Origin of the sequence: Paraburkholderia sp. BCC1876, assembly GCF_902833695.1 — a bacterium.
Lineage (GTDB): Bacteria > Pseudomonadota > Gammaproteobacteria > Burkholderiales > Burkholderiaceae > Paraburkholderia.
Map to the genome: position 1 here is coordinate 874,209 of NZ_CADFGI010000002.1, position 18,255 is coordinate 892,463.

An 18,255-nucleotide genomic window follows, 5' to 3' on the forward strand; every position below is an offset into this window, starting at 1 on the left:
TCGCGCCTCGCGCAACGACCCACCCGATGCCCTGCAGGAATCCACCCTTCAACACGCTGTTTTTCAGGAGTGTGCTGCTCATGTCCGAGCCCCGTCCGCATCGGCACTACGATGCACTGATTGCCAGTTGCCATGCGCTCACGCCCGTGCGAACCGCCGTGGCTCACCCGTGCGACGAGGTCTCGTTGCGCGGCGCAGTGGAAGCTTCTGAGGCCGGCTTGATCGTGCCGACGCTGATCGGTCCGGAAGGCCGCATCCGTCGTCTGGCGGCGTCGCTCGAACTCGATCTGGCCGGCTGCCGCGTCGTCGATGCGCCGCATAGTCACGCTGCCGCCACGAAGGCGGTCGAGCTGGTGCGCGCCGGCGAAGCGGACGCGCTGATGAAAGGCAGCCTGCATACGGATGAGCTGCTGGAGGAAGTGGTCCGCAAGGACACCGGCATTCGCACTGAGCGGCGTTTGAGTCACGTTTTCATCATGGACGTGCCGACCTATCCGAAGCCGCTTTTCATCACGGACGCCGCCGTCAACATCTTCCCGACGCTGGAACAGAAAGCCGACATCGTGCGCAACGCGATCGAACTCGCGCACGCGCTGGGGATCGCGTTGCCGAAAGTGGCGGTGCTGTCCGCGCTGGAAACCGTCACGTCGAAAATCCCATCGACGCTCGACGCCGCCGCGCTCTGCAAAATGGCCGATCGCGGGCAGATCAGCGGCGCGATCATCGACGGTCCGCTCGCGTTCGACAACGCGATCAGCGCGCAAGCGGCGGCGATCAAACATCTGAATTCGCCCGTGGCCGGCGACGCGGACATTCTGCTGGTGCCGGACCTCGAAGCCGGCAACATGCTGGCCAAGGAACTGACCTATCTGGCGAAGGCGGACGCGGCCGGCATCGTGCTCGGCGCGCGCGTGCCGATCATCCTGACGAGCCGCGCCGACAACGAGCGCGCCCGCATGGCGAGTTGCGCGGTCGCGGCGCTGTATGCGCATCGCAATCGCGTGGTCACGCAGGCGCTGGACGCGATCTGGGACATCCAGCATGCGTGAGCCTCTGCTGATTCTGAATGCGGGATCGTCGAGCCTCAAGTTCTCCGTCTATGAAACGCGCGCGGATCGCTCGCTCGTGGCCGGCGCGCATGGCGCGGTCGAAGAGATCGACACGGCGCCGCGCCTGCGCGTCAGCGATGCGGACGGCCACGAACTCGCCGATGCGGCGGTGTCCGGGCAGGGGCATCGTGGCGCCATCGCGGCGATTCACGACTGGTTCGCGTCGCACGTGGGCGGCGAGTCGGGCTTCGACGGCATCGGCCATCGCGTGGTGCATGGCGGCCCCGACTACGCCGAACCGGTCAGGATCGACGCGACGGTGTTGCGCGCCATCGAAGCGCTGACGCCGCTCGCGCCGTTGCATCAGCCGCATCACGTCGCGGCGATTCGTGCGGTGGCCGCGTTTGCGCCCGCCGTGCCGCAAGTCGCGTGCTTCGACACCGCGTTTCATCACAGTCAGCCGCCGCTTGCGCAGGCGTTCGCGTTGCCGCGCGAACTGACGGACAAGGGTATCCGGCGCTACGGGTTTCATGGGCTGTCGTACGAATATATTAGCGGCGCGTTGGCCGACATCGCGCCGCACCAGGCCCGCGGTCGGGTCGTGGTCGCGCACCTGGGCAACGGCGCCAGCATGTGTGCGCTGCGCGACGGCCGGAGTGTCGCGAGCACGATGGGGTTCACCGCCGTCGACGGTCTGCCGATGGGCACGCGCACCGGCGCGCTCGATCCGGGCGTGGTGCTGTACCTGATCCAGCACGAGGGCATGAGCCCCGACGAGGTCGAGCATCTGATCTACGAGCGCTCGGGTTTGCTGGGCGTGTCCGGCCTGTCGAGCGACATGCGCGTGCTGCTCGCGAGCGAGTCGCCGGCGGCGCGCGAGGCGGTTGACCTGTTCGTCTATCGCGCCGCCCGCGAACTCGGCTCGCTCGCCGCGGCACTCGGTGGACTCGACACGCTGGTGTTCACGGCCGGCATTGGCGAACACGCGGCGCAGATTCGCGAGCGCATCGGCGAAAGCGCGGCCTGGCTGGGCGTGGAAGTGGATCCGTCAGCCAACCAGCGGCATGGTCCGTTGATTTCGACCGCCGCGTCGCCGGTCGCCGTCTGGGTCTTGCCGACCGATGAAAACCTGATGATCGCCCGGCACACGCGCCGGCTGCTGGACCGCTGAACCTGTTCACGCGTTGCTTGCCGGCCACCCCGACTCTTTCCTTTCGAAGGACATGATGAACGATTCCTCCACCACGCCGAACCCGGCTTTTGCGTTTGCTCTGCCGTTTTTCTGGCCAATGGCCGCCGCCGCCGCGATGCTGAAGACCAGCGCGGATCTGTCGGCGAAGAACCTCGCGTTTCTCGCCGAAGAAGAGAAAATTCACTTCGAACTGCGTCCCGCGCTGGCTTCCGCAAACCGGCCCTTGCTCGATCTGCGCACCATGGTGTTCCGCGATTATTCGACGCCAAACGCGAGTGGCGTGCCCACGATCGTCGACGCGCCTTATGCCGGGCACAGCGCGATGATCGCCGACTATCAGCCAGGACAAAGCCTGATGGAGACGCTGCGCGACAACGGGCTCTCACGGCTTTATCTGACCGACTGGAAGTCGGCCACCGACGACATGAAAGATCTGGAGATCGATCAGTATCTGGCCGAGTTGAATGTCTGCGTCGACGAAGTAGGCGGCCGCGTGAATCTGGTCGGGTTGTGCCAGGGCGGCTGGATGGCGGCCATGTATGCGGCGCGTTTTCCGCACAAGGTGGCGAGCCTGGTGCTGGCGGGCTCGCCGATCGACACCGACGCGGGCGACGGTCCGGTCAGAAAGATGGCGCATACGTACCCCACGTCGTTCTATCAGGAACTGGTCGACATGGGACGCGGCGTGATGCGCGGCAAGCTGATGTTGCGCGGCTGGAAGAACATGCATCCCGAACAGCATTACATGACCGACCATATCGACCTCTACGAGCATATGGACGACCCTGAGTATCTGCGCAAGGAGGAAATTTTCGAGAGCTGGTACGAGAACCCGATCGATCTGCCGGGCCGCTGGTATCTGCAGGCCATCGTTCAGCTCTTCAAGGAAAACCGCTTCGCCAAAGGCACATTCGTCGCGCTCGGCCAGACGCTCAATCTGCAGGCCGTCACGTGCCCGGTCTATCTGCTGGCTGGCGAATCGGACGACATCACCACGAAAGAGCAGGTGTTCGACGCCGTGAAGTATCTCGGCACCGCGCCCGGCAAGATCGTCAGGAAGCTCGTGCCGGGCGGCCATATCGGCCTGTTCATGGGCTCGCGCACGTTGAAGGACGCGTGGCCGGAGATCGCGGCGTGGATTCGCGCGGCGGCATGATATGAAAGACGATGTTTCCCCGGCGTCGCGCTATCGACCGTCGATCTTCGCCGCGCCGTTCAGGAAGACCGGCGACGGCAGCGCGGTGGAACTGCTGTCCGTCGCCGAACAGGACGCGCTGATCGACGCCTCGCGGCTGGTCAGCGTCAGGCGTAATACGGTGCTGTATCCCGAAGGCGGGACGGCGGAGTTCGTCTACAACATCGTCAGCGGCGTGGCGGAGACGTATCAACTGCTGGCCAACGGTCAGAAGCGCATTACCGCGTTTCTGTTTCCACGCGACCTGATGGGGCTCAGCCTCAACGGGACCTATGTGGCAACCGGCCAATCGCTGACCGCGTTGACCGCCTACCGGATTCCGCTCGACGCGCTCGAGGCGATTCTCGAACACGATCCGCGTCTGGACTTGAGCCTGCTTTGCAAGCTGTGCCACGAGCTGCGGCGCTCGCAGCATCATGCGCTCACCGTCGGGAAAAACGACGCGGTGGCGCGCATCGCCAGTTTTCTGCTGTGGATCGAGCATGCGTATGCGATGCCGGAGCGAGCGGCCGGCGAACTCGCGCTGCCGATGGCGCGGCATGACGTGGCCGACTATGTCGGGTTGTCGGTGGAGTCGGTGAGCCGCGCCTTGCATGCGCTCGAAACGCAGGGCGTGATTCGTCGCAAGGGGCCGCGTCTGATTACGCTGCTCGACATGGCCGCGTTGCGGGCGTTGGCGGGGACGCAGTGAGTGGTCCGCTGGCCGGTCGCGTTGCAAGATGAAGGCGGCGTGGCGGACGTGTCGCCACGACCCCCCCGGTAGCGGACGTTGCAGCCGTCAGTCCCCGCTCGTGTCACTCGGCTCGATCGCCTCCAGCGGCAGGCTGACCATGACGCTGAAGCCGCCGCCCGGCGCGGTGTCGATCTGCACCGTGCCGTTCAGCCCGCGAGCGCGCTCGCGCATGCCCACCAGGCCGAACGACGTTTCGCCCGCCAGTTCGACCGGCGCCGCGCCTCGACCGTTGTCGACGATACGCAGCACACAGCGGCCTTTTCCCTGACCGGATTGCCGGCTCAGTTCCACGCTGACCCGGTCCGCTTGCGCGTGCCGCGCGACATTGGTCAGCGCTTCCTGGACCATATGAAACAGCGCGGATTCCGCCGCTTCGTGCAGGTTCAGCGGCGGGTTGGGCAGCGACGTAGCGACCGCGATGCCATAGCGTTGCGTGAAATCGTCGATCAGCCATTCGAGTGCGGACGCGAGTCCGAGCGTTTCGAGCGCGATTGGCCGCAAACCCGTCGCGATCCGGCGCAACGAGGCGACGGTGTCGTCGATCACCCGGGCCATGTCCGTGACACCGGACTGAATGCCGGCATCGAGTGAGCCTCGATCGCGCAGGCCGTGTTCCAGTTCGGCCAGCGACATCTTGAGCGCGGTCAACTGCTGGCCGAGGTCGTCGTGAAGCTCGTGCGCAATGCGGATCTGTTCCTCTTCGCGCGCGGCCTGGATTCGGGCCGCGAGACGGCTGACCGCTTCCAGTTCCGCCACTCTGCGGCGCTCGGTCAGATCCTGGGTCACTTTGGCAAAGCCGCGCAACGCGCCGGACTTGTCGCGGATCGCGGTGATCACCACGTTCGCCCAGAATTGCGAGCCGTCGCGGCGAATCCGGATGCCTTCGTTTTCGGCGCGCCCGTAGGCTGCGGCGCGTGCCAGCAGCGCGCCGGGCTCGCCGGCCGCGATGTCCTCGCGTGCATGAAAGATCGAGACATGACGGCCGAGCACCTCGTCCGCGCCGTAGCCTTTCATTTTCTGCGCGCCCGCATTCCAGGTGACGACATGGCCCGACGGGTTCAGCATGAAGATCGCGTAATCGTTGACGGCGTCGACGAGCAGACGAAAGCTCTCATTGGTCTGGAAACGACGGCGCAACAGGTTCATAGCCACGGACCGGCGGCGGTCGTGTCGTTCATCATCTTCTCCAGATAGACAGCCGATTGGGACGGTAGATAAGCAGCGGGGGCGCGCGTGGACCAGCGAACCGACCCGAACTGAACGCCCGAAAGGGGCCGGCATCGGCGCTATTGTCGATGGGGGGAGGTGGAAGCAACATTGATTCGAATCAAAATTGGCCCTGCGTTAGCAAGGGCCAATTTCGAAGCGGCGCAGAACGCGCCGCGCAGGCGGGTAAAACTCGGCAAGGCTCGATAAAACCCGATCAACGGCTCAACGCGCGAGGATCATCGCGAAGTAACCGAACACCGTCAGCAGAATGCCGGACACCGCGTAGCCGACCGGAAAGCCGATCCACGGCACCGTGCTGTCGATTTCCTTGGCGGCTTCCCGCGCCGGTCCCGAGTGACTGCGCGCACCCGCCACGCCGCCCATCAGGATCGCCGGATTGATCTTGAACAGATGAAAGCCGATCGCCCAGACGATGAACGGCGGAATCGTGCAAGCCACGAAACCCAGCAGGAAAATTTTCAGCGCGATGGCGCCGTCGAGTTGCGACAGCAGATTCGCGCCGGCATTGACGCCGACAATCGCGACAAAGAAGATCAGCCCCATGTCTTCGAGAATGTTGCGCGCCGCGTTAGGCGTATTGCCGAAGAACCGCACGCGCGACACCAGCGACGACACGATGATGCCCGACACCAGCAAGCCGCCGGCATTGCCCAATCCGACCGACGAACCGAAGGCCGGCACCTGGATCAGGCCGATCAGAAAGCCGAGGATCATGCCGAGCGAGAGCGTCAACAGATCGGTCGCGGTGCTGGGTCGCGCGATGATGCCGAGCATCTCGCCGGCCTTGGCGACCGCGCTGCGCAAGCCGACCAGTTGCAGCACATCGAGCCGCTGCAATTGCGTTTCCAGCCCCACCGGCAACGGCGCGCCACCACGCTGGATGCCGATCAACTGCACCTGGCCCGCGATCGGCGAGGACGCGAATTCCTTCAATGCGCGGCCGATGACCTTGCGGTGCGTCACCACGATTTCGGCCTGATCCAGCGGAATATTGAGCACGCGCGCATCGGGCACTTCCGGGCCGATCAGCCCCATATGATCGGTCAGCGCGTCGAGACTGCCGCCCAGCGCGATCACGTCGCCCACGCGCAGCGCCAGTTCGGGATCGGCGCCGAGCAGATCCGGGCCACGCTCCACGTTCTCGATCTGATACTCGGCGAAACGCGCGCGGAACTGCGTAATCGTGATGCCGTCGAGTTCGCTGTTAGCCAGCCGGTAGGCGCGCAGATCGAACGGACGGTAGCCGCTCAAACCGGCGTCGTCGACGTTCGGCACACCGTGCTCCTTTTCGTATTCTTTGGCCGCCTTGCGCGCGTCGACCCGCCACCAGCGCGGCAAATACTTGCAGATCAGAATGATGCCGACGGTGCCCCAGATATACGTGATGCCGTACGACAGCGCGATCATCGCGGTCGCGTCGCCCTGGGTCGTGCCGGGCGGCAGCGGCACCGCGCCGGAGGTGATGGCCTGTTCGGCCGAACCGATCGCCGCCGACATGGTTTGCGAGCCCGCGAGAATGCCGCCCGCGGAGCCGAGCGGCAATTGCAGCCATTTCGTGCCGATCACCACGATGCCGAGTCCGAGGAACGACGACACGATAGCGAGAAACGTGAACTTCAGTCCGTCGCCTTTCAGACTGTTGATGAACGATGGCCCGACGCGCAGCCCGACGCCATACATGAACAGGTAATAGAACAGGCTCTTCGTAAAGTTGTCGAGCTGGAAGTGCACGCCGTAGGCGGCGCCCCAGGTCGCCACGCCGCAGCCGACCACGATCGCCGACGCGACCGCGCCCAGGCCATAGCCTTTTACGGTCCAGCGTCCCATCCAGATGGCCAGGCCGACGACGAGAAACAGCAGCACGTACGGGTTGTTTTGCAGAAACTTCAGGAATGCAATCATCTTGCCTCGCGATCCGTGCACAGGGAAAAACGCCGCGGTGCGCCCAGGGCGGGCGTCGCGGCGCAAGGTAAGGGTGCGGGCGTGGGCGGTGACGCCCGGCCGTCGTTAGGTCCTTGTTCAGGCGTTTTTCAGCGGCACGTTCAGCGGCACCTTCAGAGGGACGACGTGCGCGCCGTGACTGAAGGTCGGCCCGGCGTCGGAATTCGGCACGGGGTTCTGCCGCAAGTAGTCGATGCCGCGCCGCAGGTCGTCGAGCAGCAGACCGATCAGATCGCGGCTCACGCCGTGGCGGATCAGCACGCGTTGCACGACCACCTGCTGACGATCGGCGGGCAGCGGATAGGAGGCGATCTGCCAGCCGCGCATCCGCACCCGTTCGGACAGGTCGTACAGCGTGAAGCCGTGCGTTTCGCCGTCCTTGAGCTTGTAGCAGACGGCGGGGAGTCCGTCCTTGCCGTCGTAGACGAGTTCCAGCGGGCCGATCTTCGCGATCTCCGCGGCGAGCCATTGCGCGGTGTCCGAGCAGGCCTGCTGGATACGCGTATAGCCTTCGCGGCCCAGCCGCAGGAAGTTGTAGTACTGCGCGATGATCTCGCCGCCCGGCCGACTGAAATTCAGCGCGAAGGTCGCCATGTTGCCGCCGAGATAGTCGACGTAGAAGATCAGGTCTTCCGGCAGATCGGCTTTCGAACGCCAGACCACCCAACCCACGCCGAGCGGCGCGAGGCCGTATTTGTGGCCGGATGCGTTGATCGACTTGACGCGGTCGATCGTGAAGTCCCAGTCGAGCTCGCGCTGAATGAACGGCGCGACGAAGCCGCCGCTCGCCGCGTCGACGTGAATCGGAATATCGAGGCCGATATCGCGCTGCATGGCGTCCAGTTCGCGAGCCAGTGCCGCCACCGGTTCGTAGATGCCGGTAAACGTGACGCCCAGCGTGGCGACCACGCCGATGGTGTTTTCATCGCAGAACTCGCGCAGGTCGTGCGGCTGCAGACCGAGCGCGCCGTCGCGCAGCGGCACCTCGCGAATCTCCACGTCGAAGTAGCGGGCGAATTTCTTCCAGCAGATCTGCACCGGGCCGCAGACGAAGTTCGGTTTGTCGGTCGACAGGCCCGCCGCTTCGCGCTTTTTCTTCCAGCGCCATTTCAGCGCGAGGCCGCCGAGCATCGACGCTTCGCTCGAACCGGTGGTCGAGCAGCCGATGGTGTCCCACGACTTCGGCGCGTGCCAGAGGTCGGCGATCATGTGCACGCAGCGGTTTTCGATCTCGGCGGTTTGCGGATACTCGTCCTTGTCGATCATGTTCTTGTCGACCGCGTCCGCCATCAGCTTCTGGACTTCGGGTTCGACCCACGTCGTGCAGAAGGTCGCGAGGTTCTGCCGCGAATTGCCGTCCAGCAGCAACTCGTCGCGGACCAGGTTGTAGGCGGCGGAGGGCGCCGTCGAATGCTCGGGAAGCCGGAATTTCGGCAGACGCCGCTGCGAGGAACTGGCCGAGTAGACGTCTTCGATCGCTTCGTCGTGCGTTTCAACCGTTTGATGCAATGCCATACAGCTCTCCCTTTCCGTGGAATGGCCTGCCGCGGGGATCGGGCTCATGGGCGTGCGAGCCGGGCGGCAGTGCGAGTCATGCGCCGCCAAGAGTAGAGAGGATTCGAAATGCGCCGTTGATGTGGATCAATCGCGGACTAAAGCGGAAGAACCGGCGGCGGCTCAATGATGCGAGGGCGTGACGCGAGCGCGCTATGGCGTGCGTCCGATCGCTGCAAAGCTAATCACTTTTGCTTGTTTTCCCTTCCTTTTGAAGCGCTTTAGTATCCGTCATGCCTATCACAATCAGGATACGTATGAACGGGCAGAACGGGTCGCGAGCGCGGCACGAAGGCGCGGGTGAGCCGGTGTTGACGGCCTCGGGACTCACGAAACAGTTCGGCGCGACGCTCGCGTTATCGAACCTCGATCTGTCGATTCACGCCGGCGAAGTCGTCGCGTTGATGGGCGCCAACGGTGCGGGCAAGTCGACGCTCGTCAAGATTCTGAGCGGCGTTTACGCGCCGGATGCCGGCACGTTGACGCTGGCCGGGCAAGCTTATCGACCGGCTTCGCCCCAGGCGGCGAAGCAACTCGGCATTGCCACCGTGCATCAGTCGATTGCGGATGCGGTCGTGCCGTCGCTGTCGATCGCGGACAACCTGTTGCTCGACCGTTTGTGCGATCCGGGCTCGCCCTGGCGCGTGCCGCCGGCGGCACGTCGTGAGGCGGCGCGACCGCTGGCCGAACGGGTCGGACTGGACGTCGATCTGGCCGCGCCGCTCGACTCGCTGTCGCTCGCGAGTCAGCAACTCGTGACGCTGGCGCGCGCGTTGGCGTCGCGTCCCAAACTGCTGATACTCGACGAACCCACCGCCAGCCTGTCCGCCGCCGAAGCCGACCGTCTGTTCGCACGGCTCGCGCCGTTGCGCGACGAAGGCGTCGCGATCCTGCTGGTGTCGCATCGGCTCGGCGACTTGCGGCGCGTGGCCGACCGCGTGGCGATTGTGCGCGATGGACGTCTCGTCGCCGACCTGCAAGCGCCGATCGATTTCGATGCCGCCGTGGAGACGATGATCGGGCGGCCGCTGCCGCCCGCGCGAACCCAAACGGCACACCACGCGGCGTCGCTCGAAGCGTGCTTTAGCGCGCGCGATCTTCAGTTGACGCCGACCAGTCTGCCCTTCGACCTCGACGTTCAGCGCGGCGAGATCGTGGCGATTGCGGGTCCAGTCGGCGGCGGCAAATCGCGGCTCGCGCGGACGATCTTTGGCGCGGCACATGCCAGCGGCGGTCGGATGACGTTCGACGGCAAACCCTGGCGTCCGCGCTCTCCGGCCGACGCAATTCGCGCCGGAGTCTTTCTCGCAGGCGAGGATCGCTGGCGCAGTTCGCTGTTTCCCGACAGCGTGCCGTTCGCGTCGATTGCGGGCACGCTCAGTTTTCCGTTCCTGTCGCGCTGGTTCCGGCGCGGCGTGGTGCACGAAGCGGCCGAGCGCGCTGCTGCGAGCGAAGCAATCAAGACCTTCGGCATTCGCTGCACCGGTCCCGACGATCGTTTGACGCGGCTCTCCGGCGGCAATCAGCAGAAAGTCGTGCTCGCGCGCTGGCATGTCGAACCCGCGCGGCTCTTACTGCTCGACGAACCGTTTCAAGGCGTCGACGCCGGCGCACGCGCCGATATCGTCGATACCTTGCGGCGGCACGCGCCCGAACGCGCGACCCTCGTTTTCGTCAGCGATCTTGAAGAAGCGCTGGAGATTGCCGATCGCGTCGTCTGGTTCGATCGCGCGACGCTCCAACGCTCACCCACTCACGAACTCAGTCCCCAGGTTCCGTCATGAAACCCGCCACTCCTTCTCTTGCCGGCGATACGTCGGCCGGCCGACGCGCACGTCCCACGTTGCGCGGCTTACGCGGTTTGCGCGATCAGTTGGAGCGCACCGGCATTCTGCTCGTGCTCGCTTTGCTGATCGCCGTATTCGCCATCAAGGAACCCGCGTTTCTGAACCTCGACAACCTGTTCAGTATTCTGCAAGCGGTATCGATCGTCGCGTTGCTCGGGATTGGCGTGACGATCACGCTGGCGGCGGGCGGCTTCGATCTGTCGGTGGGCAGCGTGGCCGCGTCCGCACAGATGGCGGCCAGCTACGTGCTGATCGTGTGGCACGGCGGCGCGCTCGGCGCGGTTGCCGCCTGCGTGGCGCTCGGCGTCGCGGCCGGGCTGTTCAACGGCCTGCTGATCACGCGGCTGCGCGTGCCGGATCAACTGGCGACGCTCGGCACACTCTTTCTGTTAGCCGGTCTGCAACTGATCCCGACCGGCGGCCGCTCGCTTGCCACCGGCACGGTGCTGCCCGACGGCACGGAAGCGAGCGGTGTGTTCTCCGATGCGTTTCTGGCGCTCGGCCGTCTACGTGTTTTCGACGTGGTGCCGCTGCCCGTGCTGATTCTCGTCGCCGTCACGGTGCTGGCCTGCATCGCAATGGAAACGACGCGTTGGGGTCGCGTGATCCATGCGATCGGCGGCAATGAAACGGCGGCACGACTGGCGGGCGCACCGACCGCGCGCTACCGGATCGCGGCCTACGTCGCGTCCGGCGCGATTGCGTCGCTGGGCGGCGTGCTGATCGCCGCGCGCGTGGGACGAGGCGACGTGAGCGCGGGTCACTCGCTGCTGCTCGATGCGGTTGCCGCTGCGTTGATGGGCTACGCGGTGTGGGGCGCGAAACGGCCCAACGTGTTCGGCACCGTGGTCGGCGCGGTGTTCGTCGGCGTGTTGCTCAATGGGTTGACCATGCTGAACGCGCCGTACTACATGCAGGATTTCATCAAGGGCGTGCTGCTGGTGCTCGCGCTGGCGTTCACCTTCAGCGTCGGACGGCGTAGCGACTCGCGTGCGTGAGTTGCGCGGCGCGCTGCGCGAACCGTTTGCCATCCGAAGGAATATCGATTGCCGAATCGTTCAGTTTGCGCCCGCGACACCCGCTGATAGATTGAGCGAACGGTCATTCAAACGGAGACTCCCATGGCAGAGGTTGACGAAGCGGCATCATCGAACACGCTCGACGTGAAGCGGCAGGCGGTGCGTATCATCGCCGACGACGCGCAGGCGATCGCGGTCGCGCATGAACTCGCCGTTCGGCTCGCGCAAGGCGCGGCCACACGCGATAGCGAACGCCGCTTGCCGCACGAAGAGATCGACTGGTTCTCGCAATCGGGGTTATGGGCAATCACGGTGCCGAAAGCCTATGGCGGAGCGGGTGTGTCGTTCGTCACGCTGACCGAGGTGGTGAAGATCGTTGCGGCAGCGGATCCGTCGCTCGGACAGCTACCGCAGAATCATTTCGGTCTGGTCGATGTGATCGCGCTGACTGGATCGGAAGCGCAGAAGCAGTACTTTTTCGCGCAGGTGTTGAACGGCAAGCGCTTCGGCAACGGCTTTTCGGAGAAGGGCACGAAGAACGTACTCGACCTGAAAACCAGCGTAACGCGCGACGGCGACGATTACGTCGTGCAGGGCACCAAGTTCTATTCGACCGGTGCGTTATTCGCCGATTTTGTCCCGGTGCTGGGGCTCGACGCCGAACGTAAAGGCTGGCTCGCCTACATTCCGAAGGGCACACCGGGACTGACCGTGATCGACGACTGGTCGGGTTTCGGTCAACGCACCACGGCCAGCGGCACGGTGGTGCTGGACCACGTGCGCGTGCCGGCTTCGCATGTGTTGCCGGCGCACCGCGTGTCTGATTTCCCGACGCTCAACGGGCCGGTCTCGCAGATCATCCAGGCCGCTATCGACGCCGGCATCGCTAAAGCCGCGCTCGACGATACGCTTACGTTCGTGCGTTCGCGCTCGCGGCCATGGATCGACAGCGGCGTCGAGCGCGCCAGCGACGATCCGCTGACCGTGCGCGAGATCGGCCATCTGCATATTCAACTGCACGCCGCCGAGGCCTTGCTCGAACGGGCCGCGCGCGTGATCGACGTAATCGCCGCGCAAGCTGAAACGAGCGAGGACGACGTGGCGCGCGCTTCGGTCGCGGTCGGCGAAGCCAAAGTATTGACCACGGAAGTCGCGCTGCTCGCCGGTGAAAAACTGTTCGAACTGGCCGGCACCCAATCGACGCTCGCCGAACACAATCTCGACCGCCATTGGCGTAACGCCCGCGTCCACACGTTGCACGACCCCGTGCGGTGGAAGTACCACCTCGTCGGCAACTACTACCTGAACGGCGTCAAGCCGGCGCGCCATCCGTGGAATTGACGCGGTTCCCACGTCACACCTTCAAACACACACCATCATGGCCAGAGAAATCCGCCTCAACGCGTTCGACATGAACTGCGTGGGCCATCAGTCGCCGGGCTTATGGGCGCATCCGCGCGACACGTCGTGGCGTTACCGGCAACTCGACTATTGGACCGACCTCGCGAAGCTGCTTGAACGCGGCAAGTTCGACGGCCTGTTTATCGCCGACGTGCTGGGCATTTACGACGTCTTCAACGGCAATGGCGACGCCGCGATCCGCCAGGCCGCGCAAGTGCCGGTCAACGATCCGATCCTGCTGGTCTCGGCGATGGCGAACGTGACCGAGCATCTCGGCTTCGGCGTGACCTGTTCGCTGTCGTATGAGCATCCGTATCCGTTCGCGCGACGCATGTCGACGCTCGATCATCTGACCAACGGCCGGGTCGGCTGGAATATCGTCACGTCGTACCTGGATAGCGCCGCGCGCAATATCGGTCTGCCGGCGCAAGCCAGTCACGACGATCGCTATGCGCTTGCCGAAGATTACCTGGAGGTCTGCTACAAGCTGTGGGAAGCCTCGTGGGAAGACGATGCGGTCGTGCGCGATACCGCGCGGCACGTGTTCACCGAGCCGTCGAAGGTGCATCCGATCAATCATCGCGGGCCGTTTTTCGACGTGCCGGGCATTCATCTCTGCGAGCCGTCGCCGCAGCGCACGCCGGTGCTTTATCAGGCCGGCGCATCGAAACGTGGCAAGGATTTCGCCGCGCAGCACGCCGAGTGCATCTTCATCGCCGCGCCGTCGCGCACGATTCTGAAAAGCTTCGTCGCCGATATCCGCGCCCGTGTGAAGTCGTTCGGCCGCGATCCGCACGACGTGCTGATTTTTAACCTGCACACCGTGATCACCGGCAAGACTTCGGCGGAAGCGCACGCGAAACACGCCGACTATCGCCGCTATACCAGCGACGAAGGCGCGCTCGCGCTGATGTCCGGCTGGACCGGCATCGATCTGTCGAAGTACGACCTCGACGAGCCGTTGCGCTATGTCGAGAGCAATGCGGTGCAGTCGGCGGTGGAGGCGCTCTCCAGCGCGGACCCCACGCGGGTTTGGACCGTGCGCGAGATCGCCAGGTGGGGCGGCATTGGCGGACTCGGGCCGCTCTCGGTGGGCAGCCCGCAGGAGATCGCCGACGAATTGCAGTCGTGGGTCGAGGAGACCGACGTGGATGGTTTCAATCTCGCCTATGCGTTGACGCACGAGAGCTTTACGGACTTCGTCGATCTGGTCGTGCCGGAATTGCAGCGGCGCGGTGTCTACAAGACGGATTACGCCAGCGGCTCGCTGCGCGAAAAACTGCATGGCAAGGGGCCACGGCTCGCCGAACCGCATCCGGGCGCGGCCTATCGCGTGCGAACGCCCGCGCATGCCGGCTAGCATCGGCTCGTTCACAAATAAAACGTCGCTTAACCGGTTGGAGATCATTGATGAGATCGTTGCTTCGTCGCAGGCTGAATGTGAAACTCAAGTTGGCTACGCTCGCTGTTCTGGCGGCTACGGTCGCGGCGAGTGCCGCCGTTGCCGTTACCACCACCGCGCAGGCCGCGCCGCTCAAGGGCGCGCCCACGCCGTTCGACAAAGGCGGCGTGAAGGTTGCGCTCGTCAACTATCTGTCCACGGGCGATTTCTTCCAGGCCTATGAAGCCGGCGCGCAGAAGCAGGCGAAAGCGCTCGGCATCGATCTGCGCATTTACGAAGGCCGACAGGATGCCGCCGAACAGCGCGAACAGATCCAGCAGGCGATCAGCCTGGGCGTGTCGGCGATCATCGTGAATCACGGCTTGCCCGAGTCGCTGAAGGACGTCGTGCAGCGCGCATTGGACAAGGGCATCAAGGTCGTCGCGTTCGACGTCGATCTCGGCAATCCGAAAGTGCCGCAGATCGAACAGAGCGATCGCGATCTGGCGTCGCTGCTGCTCGATCAGGCCGTCAAGGACAATGGCGACGGCTTCGCCGCCGGCTATGTCTACGTGGCCGGCTTCGCGCCGCTCGACCGGCGCGACGCGGTGTGGCGCGACTTCAAGGCCGCGCATCCGAAGGTGCAGGAAAAAGCGCGCTGGGGCACGGTTGACAATCCGATCGCGCAATCGGTGGCGAATCAGGCGGCCGCTGCGTATCGCGCGCATCCTGACATTCGCGTGGTGTTCGCGCCTTATGACGAGTTCGCGCGCGGCGCGAAGCTTGCCGCGGACGAAGCGAACCTGTCGTCGAAATTGCGCATTTACAGCGCCGACATCTCGACCTCCGACATCGAAGCGATCCGCGCGCCGAACAGCGCCTGGGTCGCGACGGCGGCGACCAATCCGGCGGTGGTCGGCGCGGTGTCGGTGCGTGCTGCTGCCTTGTTGCTGGCGGGGCAGGAGCCCGCGCATCGGATCGTCGTCAAGCCGACGCTAATCACGCGCGACGACCTGGTGAAGAACAACATCCGAACGATTGCCGAACTGGGTGAGAAATTCCCGGCGTTCCGTTTGAGCGATGCGGCTACGGCAGGGTGGATTCCGACGGCGGAGTAAGCGTCAACGACGGCGGCTTACGCTTCAGACTGGTTCGCGTCTTTCTTGTGCGCCAAGCTGAAGCGTTCGCTCGGCGGCGTGCCGTTCAGATGAAACGCGCCGATGGCCTGCTCGCGCTGGATCGCCGGGTTATGCGACGAGATCACGCGTGCATTGCGCCAATGGCGATCGAGCCGCAGCCGCTCACTCGTCGCCGACGCGCCGCCCACTTCGAACAGCAGCGTGGTCGCTTCGAGCACTTGCGCGATCACGATCTGTTGTGCCTGGTAGGCTTCGATGTCGAGCGCGATGTAGGTCGCTTCAGTCGCGAGGCCGGCCGCGCGTGCCTGCGAGGCACGTTCCAGACTTTCCGCAAGTGCATTCACCAGGCTTGCCGCCGAATAGCTCAAGCTCGCCAGCCGGCCGATCACGCGCTGCACGAGCGGGTTGTCGCGCGGACTCGATTTGCCGGGCACGCCGAATGTGCGGGTATGCGCACGGGCGAAGGCGATCGCATCGCGCAGCGCGGCACGGGCAATGCCGGCCAGCGTCGCGAGGTGCACGTTCTGATAGAACGCGATCTGGAAAGTATCGTGCTGCGGTTCCGATAAACGATGCCGCAGCAGGATCTGTTCTTCCGGGACTTCGACGTTATCGAAACGCGTTGTGCCACTCGCGGTGAGGCGCTGGCCGAAGCCGTCCCAGTCGTCGATACGGTTCACGCCGGGCGCGTCGCCGCGCACCATCAGATTGACGTCGTATTCGCCGTCGTGCGCGTTGACGTTGATCCAGTCGGCGTACAGCGAACCGGTGCTGTAGTACTTCTCGCCGTTCAGGCGCCAGCGTTGGCTGTCGTGCGGATCGCGGGTGAGAGTGACGGAGTTGTGTGTCGACGCCGTGCGCTCCGACAACGCGGCGCCGACCAGTTCGCCGTTCGCCACGCGGGTGAGCCAACGCGCGCGGATCGCCTCGTCGCTGTCTTCGAGACGGTTTTCGATGAAGCCGAAATTGAGCCGCAGAATTTGCGGCAGATTCGAGTCGGCTGCACCGAGACTGATAAGCAGACGGAAGAATTGCGGCAGCGTGACGCCGCCACCACCATAACGTTGCGGCACGCGCAGCGCGGGGAAGCCGGCTTCGCGCAACCACTGCACGGCTTCATAAGCGAGTTCGCGATGCTGCTCGCGTGCCACGGCGCCTGCGGCGATGCGTTCGAAGACGTCGGCGAAACGGGCCTGCAAGGCGGCGTCGCGGTCGCCGTCGGCGTGCGATGCGGGGATAAGCGCGTCGAGATGCTGCTGCGGGAGGGTCGTCATGCTGAGCGAAGGAGGGTCGTGGCAACGCGTAAACATAAGCATGGCGAGCGGAATGAACAAACAACGAAACGCCATATGAATATCTCGATCCGATACGCGACGTCGATCCTCGCCGTTATCCGCGTACCTGCTAAGCATAGTTAAAACGCTCGTTTATCCGGGCGATCCGGCGTTGTTAGGATCGGAGTTTCGTCGTAGACACTGACTGGATATTCGCGCCGTGACCCTCTCCATTTTTCGTTCGCTTGCCCGCGCGGCCTTGGCCTCGCTGTTCGCCGTGAGCATGAGCGTGAGCATGACCATGAGCGCCGCCCACGCGCAGACCGTTACACCCGTTGCCGCGCCGGTGAAACTGCGCATCGGCTATCAGAAGTCCTCGACGCTCATCACCATCCTCAAAGCGCGCGGCTCGCTCGAACAGGCATTGGCGCCGCCAGGCGTGACCATTACGTGGAACGAGTTCGCCAGCGGTTTGCCGTTGACCGAAGCGCTCAACGCCGACGCGGTCGACTTTAGCGTCGACGTGGCCGATACCGTGCCGGTGTTCGCGCAGGCCGCGCATGCCCGGTTCGTGTATGTCGCGCAGGAAGCGCCGTCGCCCGGCGCGCAGGCCATCATCGTGAAACGCGACGGGCCGCTGCATACGCTGGCGGATCTGAAGGGCCAGCGTATCGCGGTGACCAAGGCCGCGGGCAGCCACTATCTGCTACTCGCCGCGCTCGCCAAAGCCGGCCTCGCACCGGCGGACGTGCGCATCAGCTATCTGACGCCGGCCGATGGACGCGCCGCGTTCGAGCGCGGTAGCGTGGACGCCTGGATCACCTGGGACCCGTATGTCGCGTCGGTCGATAAAGCGCCGGACGTCCGCATTCTCGCCAACGGCGAAGGGCTCGCTTCTTATCAACGCTACTACCTGGCGTCGAGCAGTTTCGCTGCGGCGCATCCGGACGTGATCGCCACGGTGTTCGCGCAACTGACCGCGGCGGGCGACTGGGTGCGCGCGCATCCGGACGACGCGGCGAAGCTGCTCGCGCCGATCTGGGGGCTCGACGCGGCGACGATCGAGCGCGCCAACGGTCGCCGCAGCTATGCGGTACGCGCTGTGGAGACCCGGCATTTCGGCGAGCAGCAGAAGATCGCCGACACCTTCTATCGCGCGGGTTTGCTGCCCGCACCGGTCGACACGGCGACGGCGTTGCGCTGGAATTTCAGCACGAAGCGGGCCGAAGCGGCTTCGGCATCGACGACGGCGACAACGGAGACAACGGCGTCGACCAAGTAGGCCGCAGCGACCAAACCG

At 64.7% G+C, this 18,255-nt stretch carries 13 protein-coding genes and 1 pseudogene; 10 read left to right on the plus strand and 4 right to left on the minus strand.

Features of this window, described 5'->3' with window-relative positions; genetic code table 11:
- Nucleotides 1-80: 80 nt before the first annotated feature.
- From HWY05_RS10345 to HWY05_RS10360, 4 genes are all read left to right on the plus strand, one after another.
- Nucleotides 81-1,049, plus strand: coding sequence for a bifunctional enoyl-CoA hydratase/phosphate acetyltransferase (locus HWY05_RS10345; protein ID WP_176058240.1), 969 nt, complete (start codon nucleotides 81-83; stop codon nucleotides 1,047-1,049).
- Nucleotides 1,042-2,220: an acetate/propionate family kinase gene (locus tag HWY05_RS10350; protein WP_176058241.1), complete on the plus strand. Its 1,179-nt coding sequence runs from the start codon at nucleotides 1,042-1,044 to the stop codon at nucleotides 2,218-2,220. The genes HWY05_RS10345 and HWY05_RS10350 overlap by 8 nt, the downstream gene beginning before the upstream one ends.
- Nucleotides 2,221-2,338: 118 nt before the next feature.
- Entirely contained in the window at nucleotides 2,339-3,397 is a 1,059-nt protein-coding gene (locus tag HWY05_RS10355) for an alpha/beta fold hydrolase (protein ID WP_176058452.1), read from the plus strand.
- 1 nt (nucleotide 3,398) lies between these two features.
- Nucleotides 3,399-4,127, plus strand: a complete 729-nt coding sequence (locus HWY05_RS10360; protein ID WP_035549995.1) for a helix-turn-helix domain-containing protein — start codon at nucleotides 3,399-3,401, stop codon at nucleotides 4,125-4,127.
- Nucleotides 4,128-4,214: 87 nt separating this feature from the next.
- On the opposite strand, the gene HWY05_RS10365 is transcribed toward HWY05_RS10360, so the two are convergent.
- The 3 genes from HWY05_RS10365 to HWY05_RS10375 all read right to left on the minus strand — a co-directional run bounded on the left by HWY05_RS10365 (nucleotide 4,215) and on the right by HWY05_RS10375 (nucleotide 8,855).
- Nucleotides 4,215-5,315, minus strand: coding sequence for a PAS domain-containing sensor histidine kinase (locus HWY05_RS10365; protein WP_176058242.1), 1,101 nt, complete (start codon nucleotides 5,313-5,315; stop codon nucleotides 4,215-4,217).
- Between the two features lie 285 nt (nucleotides 5,316-5,600).
- Nucleotides 5,601-7,301, minus strand: a complete 1,701-nt coding sequence (locus tag HWY05_RS10370) for a transporter (RefSeq protein ID WP_176058243.1) — start codon at nucleotides 7,299-7,301, stop codon at nucleotides 5,601-5,603.
- 117 nt (nucleotides 7,302-7,418) lie between these two features.
- Nucleotides 7,419-8,855, minus strand: a complete 1,437-nt coding sequence (locus HWY05_RS10375; protein ID WP_035549987.1) for a glutamate decarboxylase — start codon at nucleotides 8,853-8,855, stop codon at nucleotides 7,419-7,421.
- A 296-nt stretch (nucleotides 8,856-9,151) separates the two neighbouring features.
- Between HWY05_RS10375 and HWY05_RS10380 the strand changes: the two genes are divergently transcribed.
- The 5 genes and pseudogenes from HWY05_RS10380 to HWY05_RS10400 all read left to right on the plus strand — a co-directional run bounded on the left by HWY05_RS10380 (nucleotide 9,152) and on the right by HWY05_RS10400 (nucleotide 15,660).
- On the plus strand, nucleotides 9,152-10,678 hold the full coding sequence (locus HWY05_RS10380; RefSeq protein WP_176058244.1) for a sugar ABC transporter ATP-binding protein: 1,527 nt from the start codon (nucleotides 9,152-9,154) through the stop codon (nucleotides 10,676-10,678).
- Nucleotides 10,675-11,739, plus strand: a complete 1,065-nt coding sequence (locus tag HWY05_RS10385; protein ID WP_176058245.1) for an ABC transporter permease — start codon at nucleotides 10,675-10,677, stop codon at nucleotides 11,737-11,739. The genes HWY05_RS10380 and HWY05_RS10385 overlap by 4 nt, the downstream gene beginning before the upstream one ends.
- A 186-nt stretch (nucleotides 11,740-11,925) precedes the next feature.
- Nucleotides 11,926-13,101, plus strand: a pseudogene (locus HWY05_RS10390) (SfnB family sulfur acquisition oxidoreductase); the annotation flags it as partial.
- Between the two features lie 37 nt (nucleotides 13,102-13,138).
- Nucleotides 13,139-14,521 carry an LLM class flavin-dependent oxidoreductase gene (locus tag HWY05_RS10395; RefSeq protein WP_176058247.1) on the plus strand — a complete coding sequence of 461 codons (1,383 nt, stop codon included), beginning with the start codon at nucleotides 13,139-13,141 and terminating at the stop codon, nucleotides 14,519-14,521.
- Nucleotides 14,522-14,571: 50 nt separating this feature from the next.
- Nucleotides 14,572-15,660 carry a substrate-binding domain-containing protein gene (locus HWY05_RS10400; RefSeq protein ID WP_176058248.1) on the plus strand — a complete coding sequence of 363 codons (1,089 nt, stop codon included), beginning with the start codon at nucleotides 14,572-14,574 and terminating at the stop codon, nucleotides 15,658-15,660.
- A gap of 17 nt (nucleotides 15,661-15,677) precedes the next feature.
- On the opposite strand, the gene HWY05_RS10405 is transcribed toward HWY05_RS10400, so the two are convergent.
- Entirely contained in the window at nucleotides 15,678-16,955 is a 1,278-nt protein-coding gene (locus HWY05_RS10405; protein ID WP_035561756.1) for an acyl-CoA dehydrogenase family protein, read from the minus strand.
- Between the two features lie 295 nt (nucleotides 16,956-17,250).
- Here HWY05_RS10405 and HWY05_RS10410 point away from each other — a divergent pair, with 295 nt between their 5' ends.
- The gene (locus HWY05_RS10410) at nucleotides 17,251-18,237 is read left to right on the plus strand and encodes an aliphatic sulfonate ABC transporter substrate-binding protein (protein WP_244146591.1); all 987 of its coding nucleotides are present in this window, start codon (nucleotides 17,251-17,253) and stop codon (nucleotides 18,235-18,237) included.
- Nucleotides 18,238-18,255: the final 18 nt, after the last annotated feature.

Coding starts and splice junctions, on each gene's coding strand:
- HWY05_RS10345 (WP_176058240.1), top strand. CDS start 81: ATGTCCGAGCCCCGTCCGCATCGGCACTACGATGCACTGATTGCCAGT.
- HWY05_RS10350 (WP_176058241.1), top strand. CDS start 1,042: ATGCGTGAGCCTCTGCTGATTCTGAATGCGGGATCGTCGAGCCTCAAG.
- HWY05_RS10355 (WP_176058452.1), top strand. CDS start 2,339: ATGGCCGCCGCCGCCGCGATGCTGAAGACCAGCGCGGATCTGTCGGCG.
- HWY05_RS10360 (WP_035549995.1), top strand. CDS start 3,399: ATGAAAGACGATGTTTCCCCGGCGTCGCGCTATCGACCGTCGATCTTC.
- HWY05_RS10365 (WP_176058242.1), bottom strand. CDS start 5,315: ATGAACCTGTTGCGCCGTCGTTTCCAGACCAATGAGAGCTTTCGTCTG.
- HWY05_RS10370 (WP_176058243.1), bottom strand. CDS start 7,301: ATGATTGCATTCCTGAAGTTTCTGCAAAACAACCCGTACGTGCTGCTG.
- HWY05_RS10375 (WP_035549987.1), bottom strand. CDS start 8,855: ATGGCATTGCATCAAACGGTTGAAACGCACGACGAAGCGATCGAAGAC.
- HWY05_RS10380 (WP_176058244.1), top strand. CDS start 9,152: ATGAACGGGCAGAACGGGTCGCGAGCGCGGCACGAAGGCGCGGGTGAG.
- HWY05_RS10385 (WP_176058245.1), top strand. CDS start 10,675: ATGAAACCCGCCACTCCTTCTCTTGCCGGCGATACGTCGGCCGGCCGA.
- HWY05_RS10395 (WP_176058247.1), top strand. CDS start 13,139: ATGGCCAGAGAAATCCGCCTCAACGCGTTCGACATGAACTGCGTGGGC.
- HWY05_RS10400 (WP_176058248.1), top strand. CDS start 14,572: ATGAGATCGTTGCTTCGTCGCAGGCTGAATGTGAAACTCAAGTTGGCT.
- HWY05_RS10405 (WP_035561756.1), bottom strand. CDS start 16,955: ATGACGACCCTCCCGCAGCAGCATCTCGACGCGCTTATCCCCGCATCG.
- HWY05_RS10410 (WP_244146591.1), top strand. CDS start 17,251: ATGACCATGAGCGCCGCCCACGCGCAGACCGTTACACCCGTTGCCGCG.